Raw genomic sequence first — 17513 nt, 5'->3', positions numbered from 1 at the left:
AATTGTCTTGATTTACTGATAAAAAAATGAAAAAAAATGAAAGCAAATAGTATATTTTACCGTAAGTTATTTGAAAACAACATTTTCTGGTTGGAGCAAGTAAGCTAATTGACTCTTCAAGCTCTTACTTCCATCGACCCAATAAGCTTCTGCCAGCACTACTTTCCGTTGATTCTTTTCATGGTACATCACGACTGGAATGTACCCAGAATGTTTCTGAAAAATAGTTTGCAATTGTTTCATCGTTTGCGGATCATCAAATTCTTCTTTGATTCGTAAGTAGCAAGTCTGATCTTGATATTGTTCTTCTAATTCTACAGGATCAGCAAAATTTTCGCCAATCAATTGCAACTCTTGGTTGTATTTACTCGTTTCTGTTCGTCCTTGAACAAAGATCACTTTATTCAACTCAAACAATGAACGAAATTGTCGATAGGATTTGGGGAATACAGTGATCGTGATTTCTCCACTGATATCTGTTCCTTCAACAAAAGCCATCAACTCCCCTTTTTTAGTTCTGATCTCACGGATATTTTTAACCATCACTAATACACTGACTGTTTGTTTCGGAATAACTTCAGTAATTAACCGGATTTTTTTAGCTAATTTCAAGCGTTCATAGCCTTCTGTTGGGTGACCGGAAAGATAAACGCCTAAATATTCCTCTTCCAATTGCAGCTTTTCTTCTAAAGAATAGTCAGCCACTTCTTCTTCTTTTAAAGCCATGATCCCTAGGAGATCTAAGCTTCCACCACTATAAATAATGTTTTGTATTTTTCCTTCTAAATCGAGCATCAATTGTTTTCGATTCGGTGCCAATTCATCAAATACGCCTACTGCTACTAATGACTGGATCAACTCTAATTTTAGCCAGCGTTTATCTAAACGAATCAAGAATTGATCTACTGATTGATAAGCGCCATTTTCTTTTCGATCTTTTAAGATATCCTCAATGAAGTCTTTTCGGACACCTTTGATCGCAGTTAGACCAAAACGAATCTCTTCTGGATTGATCAGCTCAAAGCCATAATAGCTCTGATTAATGGAAGGTGCTGCTAGTTTTAATTTTTTCTTTCTTGCCTCAGCGATGTATTCTTTTAATTTGGTCGTATTGTGTCGAACCGAATTTAGTAAACTAACAAAAAATGCGCCTGGATGGTGGGCTTTGAGGTACGCCATTTGGAACCCAACAAATGAATAAGCAAACGCATGCGAGCGATTGAAACCATAATTGGCAAAACGTTCGATATAGTCATAGACTTCGACCGCTTTTTCTTTCGAATAGCCCTGACTTACTGCCCCACTGACAAAGTGTTCCCGCTCTTTGTCAATCACTTCTTTTTTCTTTTTACTGATTGCTCGACGCAAAATATCCGATTGGCCCAAAGAAAAACCAGCCATCTTTGCAGCGATTTGCATAATCTGTTCCTGATACACGATGACACCATATGTGTTTTTTAAAATAGGCATTAAGGAGTCATCAGGATAATGGATCGTTTCTTTTCCTTTTTTGCGGGAAATAAACGTATCGATATTTTGCATTGGTCCTGGACGATATAACGCATTGACTGCCGCAATATCTTCAATTGTTTCTGGTCCTAATCGGCGTAAAACATTGCGAATACCTGCAGATTCAAATTGGAAAACCCCTGTAGTATCTCCTTGTTGAAAGAGAAAAAGTGTCTTAGGATCATTTAAAGGAATTTGTTTCAATCGAATTTCTTTCTTTTCTACTTTTTTAATAGCTTTCAATGCGTAATCAATGATCGAAAGATTTCGCAATCCTAAAAAATCCATTTTGAGTAGTCCGATCGCTTCCACGTCATTCATCGTATATTGAGTTAAAAATGCTTCATCTGATCCTTTTTGTAATGGAACCAGATCTAATAGATTCTTATCACTGATCACAACACCCGCTGCGTGAGTCGAGACATGTCGAGGCAATCCTTCTAAAATCGAAGCTGTTTTAAATAGTAATTGATTTTTTTCACTTAACTGAACTAACTCCACTAAGGGTTTCGATGTCCGATATGCTTCGGGTAAGGTAATTTTCAACTGATTAGGGATCGCCTTTGACCATCGATTGGCTTCGCTTTGTGATAAACCAAAGACACGAGCCACGTCCCTTAACACCATCTTAGCCGCCATCGTCCCAAACGTTGCAATTTGCGCCATATGGTATTGTCCATATTTTTCTCTGACATAATTCAAGACTTCTTCTCTACGATTATCAGGGATATCCAAATCGATATCTGGCATCGTATAACGTTCTGGGTTTAAGAAACGCTCAAAAAGCAAATCATATTGCAACGGATCGACATCGGTGATCTCCAAGATATATGCAACTAATGAACCAGCCGCTGATCCTCGTCCAGCGCCAGTCACGATTTTTTCTCGATGAGCAAACGCCATGACGTCCCACACAATCAAGAAATAATCATCAAAGCCCATTTGATGGATAATCGACAACTCATATGCTAGACGCTCTTGATATTTAGGAGTGATTTCTTCGACTCGCTCTGCTAATTTTGCGTGGCACAATTCATCAAGGTACTGACCAGCACTTTTCTGATCTGGTACTGGGTAATGAGGTAGCAGCTTTTGATGAAATTGAAATTCAAAGGAAACCGATTGAACTAAACGTTGCGCACCCTCTAGCGCATCAACCAACTGTGCTTCATTAAACCGTTGGATCATTTCATTTTCAGCAAGTAAAAAACCTGTTTTCGTTTCTATCTTTTGTTGGTTGATTGCTTCCACAGAAAGTTGGCTCCCAGCTCGAAGATGTTTCATCGTCTCAAGCGCAAACAGTTCTTCTTGTCTTAAGCTGGCAATAGGTTGTAATGCACATAAGGAATAATTGTTTTCTGCTAAGAACGTTACCCAACCACTTGGTAGTTCTGAGAAACTTTCAGTGATTCCAACATAAAAATCTTGTCGACCTACTTTTTCTTTGAGTGCTTGCCAATGGGCAGTAAAGGTCTCCGTTTGATTAAATTCAGCTACCACAGAATGTTGGGGAGGAACGACGAAAATCAAATGATCTGATTCCGTAAATTCTGATAATGCGAGACTTTCTTGAATCATTTTTTTACTCGACAGCTTCATCAATTGCTGGTAGCCAACGCCATCTTTAGCATATACCAATAAATCAAAAGCTTGGGACTCATAAGTATAAGTAAGGAGCATGCCGACAATTGGCTTTATTCCTTCTTTGATACATGTTTGATAAAACTCAGGTATTCCATACAGTACATCTTGATCAGTTATTCCTAGGACTGTATAACCTAGTGCTTTTGCCTTTTGGACATAATCTTGGATCCTGATCGTGCTTTGCAACAGCGAATAGGAGGTTTTTGTATATAATTGTGGGAAAAACATGGTCATTCCACCTTTTGTATAGTTAGACAATTAATCAATGCGTTCATTTATCTACTATGAATATAGGATAAACGACAACGCATTTGTAATCATTCTCTTTGATTTGCATTTTTATTATTTTATCACATGGACTGGTTAAATCATAAAACTTGTTTTTTTACAACTAGCTTTCTTTACATTCAGCAAAATTCTGGTAAACTAAGCTTAGAAAAGAGGTGTTCTTTATGCGATATATCGTCACATTATTTTGGTCATTTGTCTTAGGTCAAGTCGTAGGTTACATTGGTGGGGCTCTTACAAGCGGTGGCTATGATTTTACTTTAACAACGATTATTTCATTGGTTGCAGGCGTTGTTGTCATTTTACTTGGTGCATTGGCAACTCCTAGAAAAGAAGCCTCATCACATTCATAAAAGCCAAATGAGGGTGGGACGCAGTCTCATCCTTTTTATGTATTTTGATAAAATCATTTCGCTTTCCATTAACTTTTTGGAGTGGAAAAGTTAAGCCTGGGACAAAAGGTCGTCCCGGGCTCTTTATCATGCGCAAAAATGAATAATTGTTGTTCCTTGAAATAAGCCTGAATTTCTCAAAACATGAGCGGTTATTTCAACAAATTCTTCCCTAGTGTCATCGGAGTTGCGAGGTTTTAACGAAAGCGACACACGATCTTTTCATCATCTGATCAGAAGCGTTGTCGAAGAACTTTTCTGAAGTTAAATAAAGATAATAAGATATTAGATAAAACAAAGAGGCTTGTAGCAATGAACACTGCGCGATAGTTAAAGGCATGCGCAACCGTCGAGCCCACCATCGGTCCAAAGACTTGTCCAAAATTACTACACATTTGATTGTAACTATAGATTCGACTCACTCCTTCTGGCGGCGTGATCTTACTGATGAGTGTATTGATGGATGGCATTAACGCTCCCGTTGAAAAACCAAGAACAAACCGTAAGATCCCCAACTGTAAAGGGGTCGCTACAATAGCCATGGGCAAGTAGCAACAAAAAGATAAGGTTAGCCCTGCAAGCAGTACTTTTTGGTTCCCTATTTTATCCCCTAATTTCCCTAGTTTAGGAGATGAAAAAACTGCAGACACACCTGAAACCGAAACGATTAACCCACTAACAAATAAAATATTTCCTGAATTCCCGCTTAGCTCACGAATATATAAGGTCAAAATAGGACTGATAGTTGTGATACCAATTTGAAGAATCAAAGTGGTCACAAATAATCCGATCAGAATGGATAAATGATCCATTTTGGCAAAGATTTCTTTTGTACTGATCATATCATTTTTTTCTACTGGTTGAAAATCTTCTTTTACCAAGAAAATGGTTAAAAGTGTTGTTACAAGTAATAATACCCCAGTAATCAAGAAAACATTCTCCATACCAAACCACTGTGCCAGCGCACCTCCCATAGATGGCCCGATCAAACTGCCGGCAATCGCTCCAGTCGATAAAGTTCCTAATGCCCAACCACTTTTTTCTTTTGGCGCTTGTGAAGCAATCATCGCAGTCGCGTTAGGAATATAACCTGATAAAATGCCATTTAAAAAACGCATGACCAGTAACCAATACGCATTGGGAACAAAGGCCAACGATCCCATCGTTACCGTCATCCCTGCGGCAGCTCGGATCATCATGAGCTTTCGTCCTTTACGATCTGCCAAATTCCCCCATATTGGCGCTACGATAGCTGAAGCAAAGGCAGTAACAGATATCGCTAGACCGGAAAACAACTCAACTTGATCACTTGGTGTACCCAATTGTTCTACATATACAGGAATAAATGGCATAACTAAACTAAAACTAGCCCCTGTAAAAAAGCAGCCGATCCAAGCCACGAATAAATTTTTCTTCCATTGTATCTTCATTGATCATCCTCATTTCTTTATGTTTCTTTGCAAAAAATTTCTTTTTGAAACAGCATAAATTATGTATTGTTACTATATAGACGAAAGGTTTTGTTCCGAGCAGTACTATCTTCTACTTATTTACTATCTTAACAGTGAAAATCTTATGTTACAAAAAAACACTCTTAACAACTATATAAAATCGTTAAGAGTGCAAATACTACTTTTTTCGAATCATTCAAATGGTGATGGCAAAAAGCGTTTTTTCTTATTAAATTTGTGCTACTTTTTATTGTAAACTTACTCATGTTGCTGTTTCCTGACTTTTTAGCTGGTTCTTTAAGAAAATAGTTCAGCTACCAGTTGGGCTGGTTTACATCGTTGCTAAAATAATAAAGTTAAGGATAAACAAGACCACAACGATCCATAATGGAATTGAAATTTCTTTGAATTTCCCTTTGATTACTTTGACGATCGTGTAAAAAATGAAGCCGACAGCAATCCCATAAGAGATGCTATAACATAATCCCATAAAGATTGAAGCAAAGAATGCTGGTAGTGCTTCTTCCAGGTCAAGCCAATTGATATCTGTGAATGAAGCCATCATCATCACACCAACTAAAATCAATGCAGGTGCAGTTGCTTGAGTTGGAACGATAGAAATCAATGGTGAAAAGAAACTACTTAATGCAAATAAGACTGCAACCACTACTGAGGTCAAACCTGTTCGTCCACCAGCACCGATACCTGCAGCAGATTCTACATAAGTCGTCGTATTTGATGTTCCAAAGATTGCTCCTACAGATGTCGCAATGGCATCGGCAAAGAGCGCTTTATCCATTTTTGTCTTGAAACCTTTGCCATCTTCTAATGCTTCTTCATCTTCTTTTGAGAAGATCCCCGTACGGCGACCTGTTCCAATGAACGTCCCAATCGTATCAAATGTATCCGATAAACTAAACGCAATGATTGTCATGATTACTTGTGGAATCTTTGAAGAATCACTAAATAATGATTGCATCCCCTCTGGTCCAAAAGCAGCACCAAAAGTCGTGCCTAATTCTTTGAATGAACTTCCTAATGAATTAGCTTGCCAATCAATCGTACTTAAATCAACGACCCCCATCATAATCCCTAAGACAGTGGTTGCCACGATCCCGATCAACATCGCACCACGAACATTTTTTACCACCAGGATCGCTGTTAAAATCAAACCGATCACAGCTAATAAAATCGGTGCATTATTGAAGTTGGCTAAAGCTGGAACGATCCCACCATTGATTGTGACATTCGTTGCCTTGCCTCCGTCAACCACCGAACTAGTGATTGCTGCCTGATCAGCTGAAAAAGAGAGAAATCCTGCATTTTTGATCCCAACATAAGCGACAAAGATCCCGATCCCGCCTCCAATCGCATGTTGTAGACTTTCAGGAATGGAATGAATGATCAATTTTCGTATTTTGGTCACAGTAATAAAAATGTTGACCATCCCACAAATAAAGACCATCGCTAAAGCTTGTTGCCAAGAATAACCTAATCCAAAAACTACTGTAAAAGTAAAAAAGGCATTTAATCCCATTCCAGGTGCTTGCGCATACGGTACATTTGCAAACAACCCCATTACCAAAGTACCAATGATCGAAGCGATGATTGTTGCTAAGAACACTGCCTGAAAAGGCATCCCTGATGCTGACAAAATGGTTGGATTTACAAATAAGATATAACTCATTGCAAAGAATGTCGTAACCCCAGCCATGATTTCTGTTGGTACATTTGTCTTATTTTTCTTTAATTGGAAAAACTTTTCCATAAAAAATTTCCACTCCCTGAATTTTTTTGACGTAAAATCAAATAATAAAATAAAATAAGTCAATTATTCCGTTTACGTCGAACAATTATTGATTATAATTATAGTTCGTTCGCTTTTCAATAAAATCATTAAAAAAAGCAATAAAAAAATGCTTAATGTTCGTGTTTTACCTTATAAATGGTTATTGAACAAAATGTATCCGTTCTCTTTAATTTAAAAAAGACTTCTTTTTCCCTTACATTTGCACCTTGTTAAAAAAAATATATGTGCTAGACTGAAACACATACTAGCATTGAAAGGAATGACATTTTTGAATAGAAAGCTCATTGCCATTGATTTAGACGGAACAACTTTAAATCCGGATTCAATCATTACTTCAAAAACTGAAGAAACATTAAAAAAAGCGATTAACGCTGGTCACCATGTCAGTATTGCTACTGGGCGCCCCTTCCGAATGAGTTATCATTATTATCAGCAATTAGGATTGTCTACACCGATGGTCAACTTTAACGGTGCTTTAGTACATATCCCTAATCAATATTGGGCTCATGAAAAAGAAACCTCGATCGATAAACGCATCGTATTCGAGATTTTAGCTCAAAAACGCCAATTGAATTTAGATTTCATTGCTGCAGAAAATCGTGAAACTTATTTTATTGACAGCTTTGATTTTTTTGATGAAAAAATTTTTGCTGCATCAAATCCTAGCCCTCAAAATTTATTATCGCCTAAAAATCTGACAACTGATCCAACCTCTTTACTGGTTCGAACAGAAAAATGCTATGCTGAACAAGTTTCAGCTGAATTAACCCGTCAATTCGGTAATTTTGTTGATGTTCGTACTTGGGGAGGACCAATGGCTATTTTAGAAATCGTTTCTAAAGGAATTGAAAAAGCCAAAGGCGTTCATCGCATTGCCAATTACCTTGATATCGATCAAAAAGATGTCATTGCTTTTGGTGACGAACATAACGATTTGGAACTATTAGAATATGCTGGCTGGGGAGTTGCAATGAAAAATGGTACCGATCAATTAAAAGGCGTTGCTAACGATGTCACTGAACACACCAACCAAGAAGATGGCTTAGCTACGTATCTAGAAGACTTATTAGCCCTTTAAAATCAAAAAAGACCGTTCCAGAGAAAACAAATTGTATTTCTCTGGAACGGTCTTTTTAGTTGTTGGTCTTTTTAGTTGTTGGTCTTTTTATTTTGCCATGAACATATCGTAGTAAGTGTCCATGATTTCTTTTGCAATGACTAGATTCATATGATCTTTTTCATCTAATAAGTTCGGTAGAACGACACTAATTGCAATTTGTGGGTTATCACTCGGACCATAGGCCACGATATTACTATTTACTGTGGTAATATCTGGATGACCTTCAGCTACAGTTTCGGCTGTACCAGTCTTAGCAGACAAATCCATTTTTGCACTAGCTAAAGGTTTAGCTGTCGTATACGCATCTGTTCCATGAACAACTTGATGGAATCCTTCACGAAGGATCGACATATCAGCTGGAGAAATATCAACGGTATCTTCGACTTTTGTTTCCAGCTCTTTTTTCACCGGACCAAGGTTCCCATTTTCATCATTTCCATAGATTCCCTTGACTAAACGAGGTTGGATTCTCTTACCACCATTGGCTACAGTTGAAGCATATTGCGCTAATTGGATCGGTGTATAGGTATCAAACTGACCAAAAGCTAAGTCAGTAAAGTTACCTGGTGTGTACCATTGAGCACCATTATCTGCATTAAATTTCTTCATAAAATCAACAGAACGAGAAATCCCTGGTGATTCATTTGGTAGATCAATCCCAGTTTTTGTTCCTAAACCAAACTGTTTGAACGCTTTACGTAATTCTTCATAGGCTTTTGACTCTTCATTTAGTGAAGGAAGTCCCATATTTGGTGTATATTCCAATCCCAGCATTTTCAACGCAACTTTGATCATATACGTATTCGATGATAGTTCAAGTGCTTTGACTGCATTGATTGCAATACGCCCGCTTCGATTAAAGACCGAACTCTTTTCAGAAGAGCCTTGTAATTTGATTGGCTCATCGACTAACACTTGGTTACCTGAGATCACATTCGTTTGCCAACCAGCAGTTAACGTACCTGCTTTGACTACTGACCCTGGAGTAAAGGCGCTAGTAATATTCCCCAAAGCATTTTCTGTCAACTCTTGGGACCCTTCTTGGTGGCTAAATCCTGTCATAGCCAATATCTCACCGGTTTGTGGATTCATCGCTACTGCATACGCCCCTGGCGAATAAGTTGCTTTTCCACTATCCACTAATTTTTGGTAGTTTGTCTTTAAGATATTTTCGACTTTGGCTTGGAAATCAGCGTTAAGAGACAACATGAGGTTGGACCCTTTTTCACCAGCAAAGATTTCTTTTTGATTCGTTACATTCCCATTACTATCGAGGGTTACTTCATATTGGGTTTTTGTTCCTTGTAAAACATCTTCATATTGCTTTTCAAGGTAACTTTGTCCCACACGATCATTACGAGAATAGCCTTTAGCTAAGTATTCATCTACTTCATCAGCTGGTAAACCTTGTTTTTCTGTTGTCACACTACCTAAAATACTTTTGATTGAGTCAGCAGCCGTGTATTGACGTGTCCAGTCGGTTCCTGTGGATACTCCAGGTAGTTCTGAAGCATGTTCGGAAACAACCGCTAATTCTTGATCAGTCACACCTGAATTTTTGATAAATACCGTGTTCAACTCATACGCACTATTCATGCGTTTAAAAATCGTCGCGATTTTTAATTGTTCTTCATTGAAGTTGATTTCACTATCGGTTACTTTATCAACTAACGCTTTGTATTGATCGCTGGAATCAAGTTGTTTTTCCTTTGCTGTTAAGCGTTCCGTTGCTTCTTTCAAATGCTTAGGATCAGCTAACCAAAAGTCTTTTTTATCTCGTTCAGTTAAATTTTCATCAACTGGCACATTGATTAATTGATTTAGTCTTGTCGCTACTTTAAGCAGATCCTCTGCCGTCATTTTTGTTCCTCTGGTGAAAGTAATTGCTTGATTCGCTTGGTTCGTCACCAATGGTTTACCTGTCGAATCGTAAATCATCCCCCTCGGAGAACTGGTTTGGATCGTTAGTGTCGATGATGATTTCACTTTGGCTTCCATTGCTTCGCCATTAACGATTTGTAGATAACCTAATCGTGCAATCAATGCGACGAATAATGTAAATATGATGAAAAAAAGAAAATTCAACCGAAAAGGGACATGTGAACGTCGAAATGTTTTGTTTTTCGGCTCTTGTGCACCTTTTTTCAATTTATCCATCCATGAATTGTTTAATAGTTTTTTCATAAACTCTCTCATCATTCCTATCTTTTTCCTACTTACTGTTATGTTTCATTGTACCTAAATTTCTTGAAATAAAAAAGAAGAAACGAAAATCACTAATAAATTCTTTAACTTATTTCAAGTTGATATTCTTTTTTTGTTTCACAGGATAAAATCGTGTCAAGTTTTCAAACAATTCAAACCTTTAAAAAATAAAGTTTTTTATTTAATTTATCATTTTCTTATCGTGAAACACAACAAATGATATTTTTACTGTGGAAAACTTTTTATAATGCTCTTACCGTTTTGAACCAAAGTATCCTTTAATTACTTGTCTGGTTTCACGAACTTTTTCCCCCAACTGTTCATTCTTTGTCATATATAAATAAAAAATAATATCGATAGTAACAAACTGAGCCAGCAAAGAATTTGTAGCAGCGCTTCGATTGGTAATTTCCTTTGGACGTGAGGTTTGTACAACAACATCCGCCAACTTACTTAAAGGATTATTTCCAAATTGCGTTAAAGCAATTACCTCAATCCCTAAATCTTTTGCGATTTCTCCAACTGCTACGACATCCGCGCTACTACCAGAATTGGAGACTAACCATAATACTTTTTTGGTTTCATTGCTTACTAATTGAGGAAGTAAAACATGGATATCTTTTTCAAAAATAATGGGTTTGCCTACTCTAGACCATTTTTGCAAAATGTCTTCCACCACTAAAGATGAAGCGCCCACGCCATATAGAAAGACTGTTTCAGCACTTTCCAGGGTCTCAACCACTTCTTGAATTTTTTCTTCATTTAAAATGTCCACCGTTTCTTTGATTGCCACTTGCGCATTATTTCCCAAAATGTGTTTGATCGAATAAAATGATTCGTTTGGATGAATATCACTGAAGCCTTCAACGATACCGGTTTGTAACTCGGTCGAAATATTTATTTTGAAGTCAGTCAAACTTTGAAACCCAATTTTTTTGGAAAATCGGACAACTGTGGGCGCACTTAACCCAGCAGCTTCTGCTAACTCGTTCGCAGTCATCGTGGGAATTTTTTCTACATTTTTGATGATATAATCAGCGAGCTTTTTTTCAGTTGAAGAATACTCCTCCATCATGCTCTCAATACGGCTAATAACGCTCATTTGTCTCACTTCCTTTTTCTCTTCCAGTCTAGCTAAGTATACCATATCCCACTAATAAGATCGTGACGTCTGACAAGAAAATTTTGTCATCATCTGTAAATAAATGTTGGAGAAAAAGTATGAGGCTAAAAAATAATTGATGAGGTTCGGCTACAGCAATAAAGCCCAAGGCAAGCCTTGGACTCTTAGGTAAAAGATTAATTTTTCAAGAAGAATGGACGATTGCAGCTCCTGGTTATCCTATCATTCATATGATAGTTGCACCCTTTATCATGAAAATTTTGTTGTCTCACGTTGAATACTTTTGATAGAAGTCACGAGTATTTAACTCCAATTTATAAATGATGTCATGACAGAATTTTTAGAGTTGGTGTTCCGCATGTGCTGCTCCTAATTGATTCCTAGAAGTTGAGAAGTTCATAGCATGTTGGATTTTCTCACTTATTTGTGCTAGTCTTTCTTCCTTAGTATTCTCGAATGGTTGTATTGATCGACTGAAAAGTTGTTCTGGCATATTATTTCTATTTGACGATCTTGCTAATATTTGTTCCATTGTTAACAACACTTGTTTTTCTTCATATTTTTCTTGCTGTATTTTTTCTACTACTATTTTGTTTAGGTCTTGATTCCTCATTTTTTGGCTATTGGAATATAACAGTCGGTTGAAAAACTGCTTAAACAAATTTTTTCTGAGACCAAGTTTAGTCTGCTCTTCATTTCTTTGTTTCATTTTGATTTTCGTTATAGGTAAAATATTCTCCATTTCATTCTTAGCACGAGGAGCTATTTCGATTTGATTCGTAAAATTACTTTTATGAGGAATCAAAGTTGTTTTGAACGCACGAATTTTTGTTGCCATTCTTTTCCGATCGTTTCTTATGTAACTGATCATTTTTATTCTGAAAGAGCGGTCAAGCTTATGGATTTCCTGGTAGGTATTATTTAGTACTTTCTCAAGCATAGAAAAATCTCGCCTAATCAATTCCAACATTCGTTTAGCGGGACCAACGGATTTCAAATTTTTTTGATTCGTGGCTTTATGTTGACTCCTTTGTTTAATCGCATGTTCAATTTTTACGATTAAATTTACTGCTAAGTTCTTTTTTTTACGATTGGCTTGTTTTGACTGCATTTCGTTTGTTTGCTCGCTTAACTCATTTTGAGCTACGTTATTTCCTTTTTTATTTAGCCTTTTATTTGTAAAAAAAGTTCCCATTTTCAGCCCTCCTTTTTTCCTTTTCAACCTAATAATAGCATAAGATGAAAGGCTTGCTTATTCATCTTTTCGTAATTTCAGAAAAAAAGATTCTCATTATCGTTTTGTTGTTTCAAATTGCACGCTTTAGCTTTAACTCTTAAAAAGATATGGGAGAAGCGTAACAATCCGCTTAGTAAAAAAACCGATGGTATCAAAAATCGTTTTCGATTTTCGATACCATCGGTTTGATCTTACATTCTAGGGTAGTCAGGTCACTTTTTCGACTATTGAAATTAACCTTGTCTACTATAATTTTGGACTTCAGCAACCATCGCATCAACGAACATGTTGAGATCTTCTACTGAAGTTTCTTTGCTACCATATCGGCGAATATTGACCGTTGCATCAGCCACTTCTTTATCACCAACGACTAGTTGATATGGTATTTTTTGTGTTTGTGATGCACGAATCTTATAACCCATTTTTTCATTGCGGTCATCTACTTCGACACGTAGACCTTTCATTTGTAGACGTTCCTTGATTTCATAAGCATAGTCACTATGCGCTTCAACTGAAACAGGAATGATCGTTGCTTGGATCGGTGCTAACCAAGTTGGGAAAGCTCCTTTGTAAACTTCAGTTAAATAAGCAACAAAACGTTCCATCGTTGAAACGATCCCACGGTGGATAACTACTGGACGATGTGTATTTTCACCATCTTCACCAACATAAGTTAAATCAAAGCGTTCTGGAAGCAAGAAGTCTAATTGGATCGTTGATAATGTTTCTTCTGTTCCTAAAGCTGTTTTGACCTGAACATCCAATTTTGGACCATAGAAAGCAGCTTCTCCTTCTGCTTCGAAGTAATCCAATTCCAATTCATCCATTGCGGCTTTTAACATCACTTGCGCTTTTTCCCACATAGCATCATCATCAAAATATTTATCCGTGTTGTTCGGATCGCGATAGCTCAAACGGAAACGATAGTCTGTAATATTGAAGTCAGCGTAAACTGCGACCATCAATTCCAACGTACGTTTGAACTCATCTTTGATTTGATCAGGACGTACAAAGGTATGCCCATCGTTCAATGTCATTTCACGAACACGCTGTAAACCTGATAGCGCACCTGATTTTTCGTAACGGTGCATCATGCCTAGTTCAGCGATACGGATTGGTAATTCACGGTAGGAATGGATCGCATTTTTATAGACCATCATATGATGCGGGCAGTTCATCGGACGAAGAACTAACATTTCACCATCACCCATATCCATTGGTGGGAACATGTCTTCTTGGTAATGATCCCAGTGACCTGATGTTTTATACAATTCTACATCTCCCATGATTGGTGTGTAGACATGTTGGTAACCTAAGCTGATTTCTTTATCAACGATATAACGTTCAATTGTTCGACGAATCGTTGCACCTTTAGGTAACCAGAATGGTAAGCCTGAGCCAACTTGTGGTGATACCATAAATAGATCTAGTTCTTTTCCTAATTTACGGTGGTCTCTTTCTTTTGCTTCTTCACGTAGACGAATAAATTCTTTTAAGTCTTTTTTATCAAAGAATGCTGTCCCATAGACACGTTGCATCATTTGATTGTTTGAATTTCCACGCCAGTAAGCTCCAGCTACAGATAATAGTTTGAAGACTTGGATACGACCGGTTGATGGGACATGTGGTCCACGGCATAAATCAATAAATTCTCCTTGTTGATAAGCAGTGATTACTTCCTCATCTGGTAATTCACTGATCAATTCTACTTTATAAGGATCACTTGCAAAGATTTCCAGAGCTTCTTCTTTAGAAAGAACTTTACGTTCGATCGGTAAGTTTTCTTTCACGATTTTCATCATTTCTGCTTCGATTGCTGGAAGATCTTCGGCACTGATTTGGTTTTCACCGTTGTCTGTGTCATAGTAAAATCCTGAATCGATTGCTGGTCCGACACCGAAATGGATATTTGGGTACAAGCGTCTCATAGCTTGTGCCATCAAGTGTGCGGTTGAGTGACGTACCAATGCTAATGCATCTTCGTGGTCAGGTGTAACGATCTCGATTGACGCATCTTCTTCGATGCCACGATTCAAGTCAATCAACTGACCGTTCACTTTACCGGCTAATGCTTTTTTAGCTAAACTTTTGGAAATACCTGCAGCAATCTCAGCAGTCGTGATTCCCGCATCAAACTCTTTCACTGCGCCATCTGGAAAAGTAATTTTTATCATTAAAATAGCCTCCTTTGATTTTTTGATTGAATGAGTTGACACCAATAAAAAAGTCCCAGCACCTCATAAAAGAGATACTAGGACGAAAGATTCGTGGTTCCACCTAATTTCGAACGTTTACACGTTCCTTGAGCGTTATAACGGTACGACCGCCTTTGTTTCAACAAAGGTTTCGAAAGTGGTCATCCTTTGGTTTTCTTCTGGAAAAGTTTCAGCCTGGCTTTTCCTCTCTTATCGAAGACTCTCAAATTCAGTTGTCTTTCTCATCAATCAACTATGTGTTTATTTAACCACTAATAAAAAGAAAAATCAAGTGTGGGTGTGACTTATTTTTTCCATTCACCATTTACACCATAAGTGCCTTTTTTCATTTCATTGATAATCACATGGATATGTTCTTTTGGTGCTTGGGTATTTTTATGAACAGCTTCTGTAATATCTTTCATCATATTTTCCAATTGTTCTGGACTACGTCCTTCAACTAGTTCTACGTGTACAAATGGCATTGTCTCGTCTCCTTTTAATGATTGCTATCTTAAATGTAAGTGGTCTTTTCAACCCTTCTTCTATGCTATGATCATACCGCAAAAAAAGCAAAGAGAAAAGGTCTTTTCTGATGTTACGTGTGGGATTGCTCATTTTTAGCCCGCAACGCACTTAAAATCGAAACAGTGTCTACCACTTCTTGGAGAACCGCTCCAAACAAAGCGGGGATTACACCCGTACTAGCAACCAGCATTAAAAAAACACAAATAAAAATACCGATTAAAACAGATTGTTTCGCTACTTTCATCGTATCTCTGGAAATCGTTATAGCAGTAGCAACTTTTGTCAAATCATCTTTTAGTATCACCGCATCAGCACTTTCGCTAGCTGCCGTTGATCCGTGTGCGCCCATGGCTATTCCAACATCTGCGATCGTCAAAGCTGGAGCATCGTTGACCCCATCGCCCACCATCGTTACGGGACGTTCACTTTCGGGAATACTCTCAAGGATATTCAATTTGTCCTGCGGCAAACAACGAGCATGAACAGCCGTGAGCCCAACCTCCTTTGCAATTGATTCAGCGATAGCCGGTCCATCCCCTGTGATCATCATCAAATCCGCTACACCCATTGTTTTCAATTGTTCAATCGTTGCTTGTGCTTCTGGACGCAGCACGTCTGAAAATAAGATCGTACCCGAAAAATGGTCATCAATTGCAACATAGATAGCTGTTTTAGTAGATTGGCTTTCTTTGGCACCGACAAATGAAGCTCTGCCAACTTTAACGAAATGTCCATCTACTCTAGCTTGTATTCCTTGCCCCGTGATCTCTTTTAATTCATTCACTGGCAATAATTTTTCGCTATCGACTTCATGGACTAGTGATCGGGCTAAGATATGACTTGATTCTTGTTCGGCACTTGCCGCATAGACCAAGAGCGTTTCTGATGTTACACCAGCTTCTGGATGAATACTTGCTACTTCGAGGACCCCTTTAGTGATGGTACCCGTTTTATCAAATGCAACTGTCTTGGTTCGTGCTAATTTTTCCACAGCAGTTCCTGTTTTGATGACGATTCCGTTTTTACTTGAACGACTCATTCCAGCCACTAAAGCAATCGGTGCAGCTAAAATCAAAGGACAAGGTGAAGCAACAACGAGAACTTCTGCGAAACGAACAGGATTCTTCGTGACCCACCAGGAAATACCTCCGATCAAATAAGCGATCAATGTAAAAGGCACCGCATAACGATCCGCTAAGCGTACAAAATGAGCTGGTTTTTCTTTTGATTCTTCGACCAATTTAATAATTTGTTGGTATTGACTATCAGCTGCTCTTCTTTCAACGATCATTTGAACGGAACCGTCCCCATTGACTGAGCCAGACATCAGTTCATCGCCTGCTTTTTTTAATACAAGTTTGGCTTCACCCGTTAATGAAGACTCATCAAATTGCGACTCACCTTTCACTACTTTTCCGTCAACAGGCACTAATTCTCCTGGTTTCACCACTAACAAATCATTGATCTCAACAGCTTCTACTGGAATATCTTTCAATTGGTCATTCATCAATTGATGCGCTGTGCGTGGTGTATTGTCCAATAACGTTTGCAATTCTCGACTAGCTTTTTTATTGGCATAGTCTTCCAAACTGTCTCCGCCAGTCAACATGATCAGGATCATCAAACTGGCCCAGTACTCTCCTACCACTAATGTCGCAACAATCGCTGTGATAGCAAGAATGTCCACACCATATTTACCTGAACGTAATGTTTTAATCATCTCAATAAACATAAAGAAAGCCAAAATGCCACCCGTGATCGCGATAATCAGAAATGCAAGTGTGGGTCGTTTAAAAATAAATTCGCAAATAAGTGCCGTCATTCCAATCAAAACGGTGATTGAAAATTTTTTAAAATGTGTCATATTGTTCACTCCCTACAATTTTAGGATACTGACTTAGAACTAGAATGAAAACTATTTACACTTAACTGAAAACAACTCTCACTCTCATTGATTTTCTTCTTTCACTTTCTTTCGAACAAATAGTCAAAGATACCTTTTTCTCACTTT

11 protein-coding genes are annotated in these 17513 nt (G+C 37.8%); 2 read left to right on the top strand and 9 right to left on the bottom strand.

The window, feature by feature from the left end:
- Positions 1 to 66: 66 nt before the first annotated feature.
- Positions 67 to 3381, bottom strand: coding sequence for a DNA polymerase III subunit alpha (dnaE, locus tag IGJ27_RS04185; protein ID WP_178306084.1), 3315 nt, complete (start codon positions 3379 to 3381; stop codon positions 67 to 69).
- A 224-nt stretch (positions 3382 to 3605) separates the two neighbouring features.
- On the opposite strand from dnaE, the gene IGJ27_RS04180 reads away from it, so the two are divergent.
- Complete coding sequence (locus IGJ27_RS04180) at positions 3606 to 3794, top strand: YjzD family protein (protein WP_010719643.1); 189 nt, start codon at positions 3606 to 3608, stop codon at positions 3792 to 3794.
- A gap of 272 nt (positions 3795 to 4066) precedes the next feature.
- Here the strand turns inward: IGJ27_RS04180 and IGJ27_RS04175 are convergent, their stop codons facing one another.
- The gene (locus IGJ27_RS04175; protein WP_178306085.1) at positions 4067 to 5263 is read right to left on the bottom strand and encodes a multidrug efflux MFS transporter; all 1197 of its coding nucleotides are present in this window, start codon (positions 5261 to 5263) and stop codon (positions 4067 to 4069) included.
- 352 nt (positions 5264 to 5615) lie between these two features.
- Positions 5616 to 7052, bottom strand: coding sequence for an NCS2 family permease (locus IGJ27_RS04170; RefSeq protein ID WP_178286489.1), 1437 nt, complete (start codon positions 7050 to 7052; stop codon positions 5616 to 5618).
- 310 nt (positions 7053 to 7362) lie between these two features.
- Between IGJ27_RS04170 and IGJ27_RS04165 the strand changes: the two genes are divergently transcribed.
- Complete coding sequence (locus tag IGJ27_RS04165; RefSeq protein WP_010738121.1) at positions 7363 to 8172, top strand: Cof-type HAD-IIB family hydrolase; 810 nt, start codon at positions 7363 to 7365, stop codon at positions 8170 to 8172.
- Between the two features lie 87 nt (positions 8173 to 8259).
- Here the strand turns inward: IGJ27_RS04165 and IGJ27_RS04160 are convergent, their stop codons facing one another.
- The 6 genes from IGJ27_RS04160 to IGJ27_RS04135 form a co-directional block, all read right to left on the bottom strand.
- Positions 8260 to 10413 (bottom strand): peptidoglycan D,D-transpeptidase FtsI family protein, encoded by a 2154-nt coding sequence (locus IGJ27_RS04160; protein ID WP_178306086.1) that lies wholly within the window; start codon positions 10411 to 10413, stop codon positions 8260 to 8262.
- 259 nt (positions 10414 to 10672) lie between these two features.
- Positions 10673 to 11521, bottom strand: a complete 849-nt coding sequence (locus tag IGJ27_RS04155; protein WP_034700537.1) for a MurR/RpiR family transcriptional regulator — start codon at positions 11519 to 11521, stop codon at positions 10673 to 10675.
- Positions 11522 to 11882: 361 nt separating this feature from the next.
- Entirely contained in the window at positions 11883 to 12737 is an 855-nt protein-coding gene (locus IGJ27_RS04150; protein WP_256733878.1) for a hypothetical protein, read from the bottom strand.
- 275 nt (positions 12738 to 13012) lie between these two features.
- Entirely contained in the window at positions 13013 to 14953 is a 1941-nt protein-coding gene (gene thrS, locus IGJ27_RS04145) for a threonine--tRNA ligase (protein ID WP_034700539.1), read from the bottom strand.
- A gap of 326 nt (positions 14954 to 15279) precedes the next feature.
- A complete protein-coding gene (locus IGJ27_RS04140) occupies positions 15280 to 15459 on the bottom strand; it encodes a 2-hydroxymuconate tautomerase (RefSeq protein WP_002287649.1) in 180 nt (59 codons plus the stop codon).
- Positions 15460 to 15572: 113 nt separating this feature from the next.
- The gene (locus IGJ27_RS04135) at positions 15573 to 17366 is read right to left on the bottom strand and encodes a heavy metal translocating P-type ATPase (protein WP_178306087.1); all 1794 of its coding nucleotides are present in this window, start codon (positions 17364 to 17366) and stop codon (positions 15573 to 15575) included.
- Between the last annotated feature and the right edge of the window lie 147 nt (positions 17367 to 17513).

This window comes from Enterococcus sp. DIV1726a (genome assembly GCF_051710985.1).
In the GTDB taxonomy this organism is placed as follows: Bacteria; Bacillota; Bacilli; order Lactobacillales; family Enterococcaceae; genus Enterococcus_B; species Enterococcus_B hirae.
This window is presented reverse-complemented; position numbering and strand designations above follow the sequence as displayed.

Coding starts and splice junctions, on each gene's coding strand:
- dnaE (WP_178306084.1), bottom strand. CDS start 3,381: ATGTTTTTCCCACAATTATATACAAAAACCTCCTATTCGCTGTTGCAA.
- IGJ27_RS04180 (WP_010719643.1), top strand. CDS start 3,606: ATGCGATATATCGTCACATTATTTTGGTCATTTGTCTTAGGTCAAGTC.
- IGJ27_RS04175 (WP_178306085.1), bottom strand. CDS start 5,263: ATGAAGATACAATGGAAGAAAAATTTATTCGTGGCTTGGATCGGCTGC.
- IGJ27_RS04170 (WP_178286489.1), bottom strand. CDS start 7,052: ATGGAAAAGTTTTTCCAATTAAAGAAAAATAAGACAAATGTACCAACA.
- IGJ27_RS04160 (WP_178306086.1), bottom strand. CDS start 10,413: ATGATGAGAGAGTTTATGAAAAAACTATTAAACAATTCATGGATGGAT.
- IGJ27_RS04155 (WP_034700537.1), bottom strand. CDS start 11,521: ATGAGCGTTATTAGCCGTATTGAGAGCATGATGGAGGAGTATTCTTCA.
- IGJ27_RS04150 (WP_256733878.1), bottom strand. CDS start 12,737: ATGGGAACTTTTTTTACAAATAAAAGGCTAAATAAAAAAGGAAATAAC.
- thrS (WP_034700539.1), bottom strand. CDS start 14,953: ATGATAAAAATTACTTTTCCAGATGGCGCAGTGAAAGAGTTTGATGCG.
- IGJ27_RS04140 (WP_002287649.1), bottom strand. CDS start 15,459: ATGCCATTTGTACACGTAGAACTAGTTGAAGGACGTAGTCCAGAACAA.
- IGJ27_RS04135 (WP_178306087.1), bottom strand. CDS start 17,366: ATGACACATTTTAAAAAATTTTCAATCACCGTTTTGATTGGAATGACG.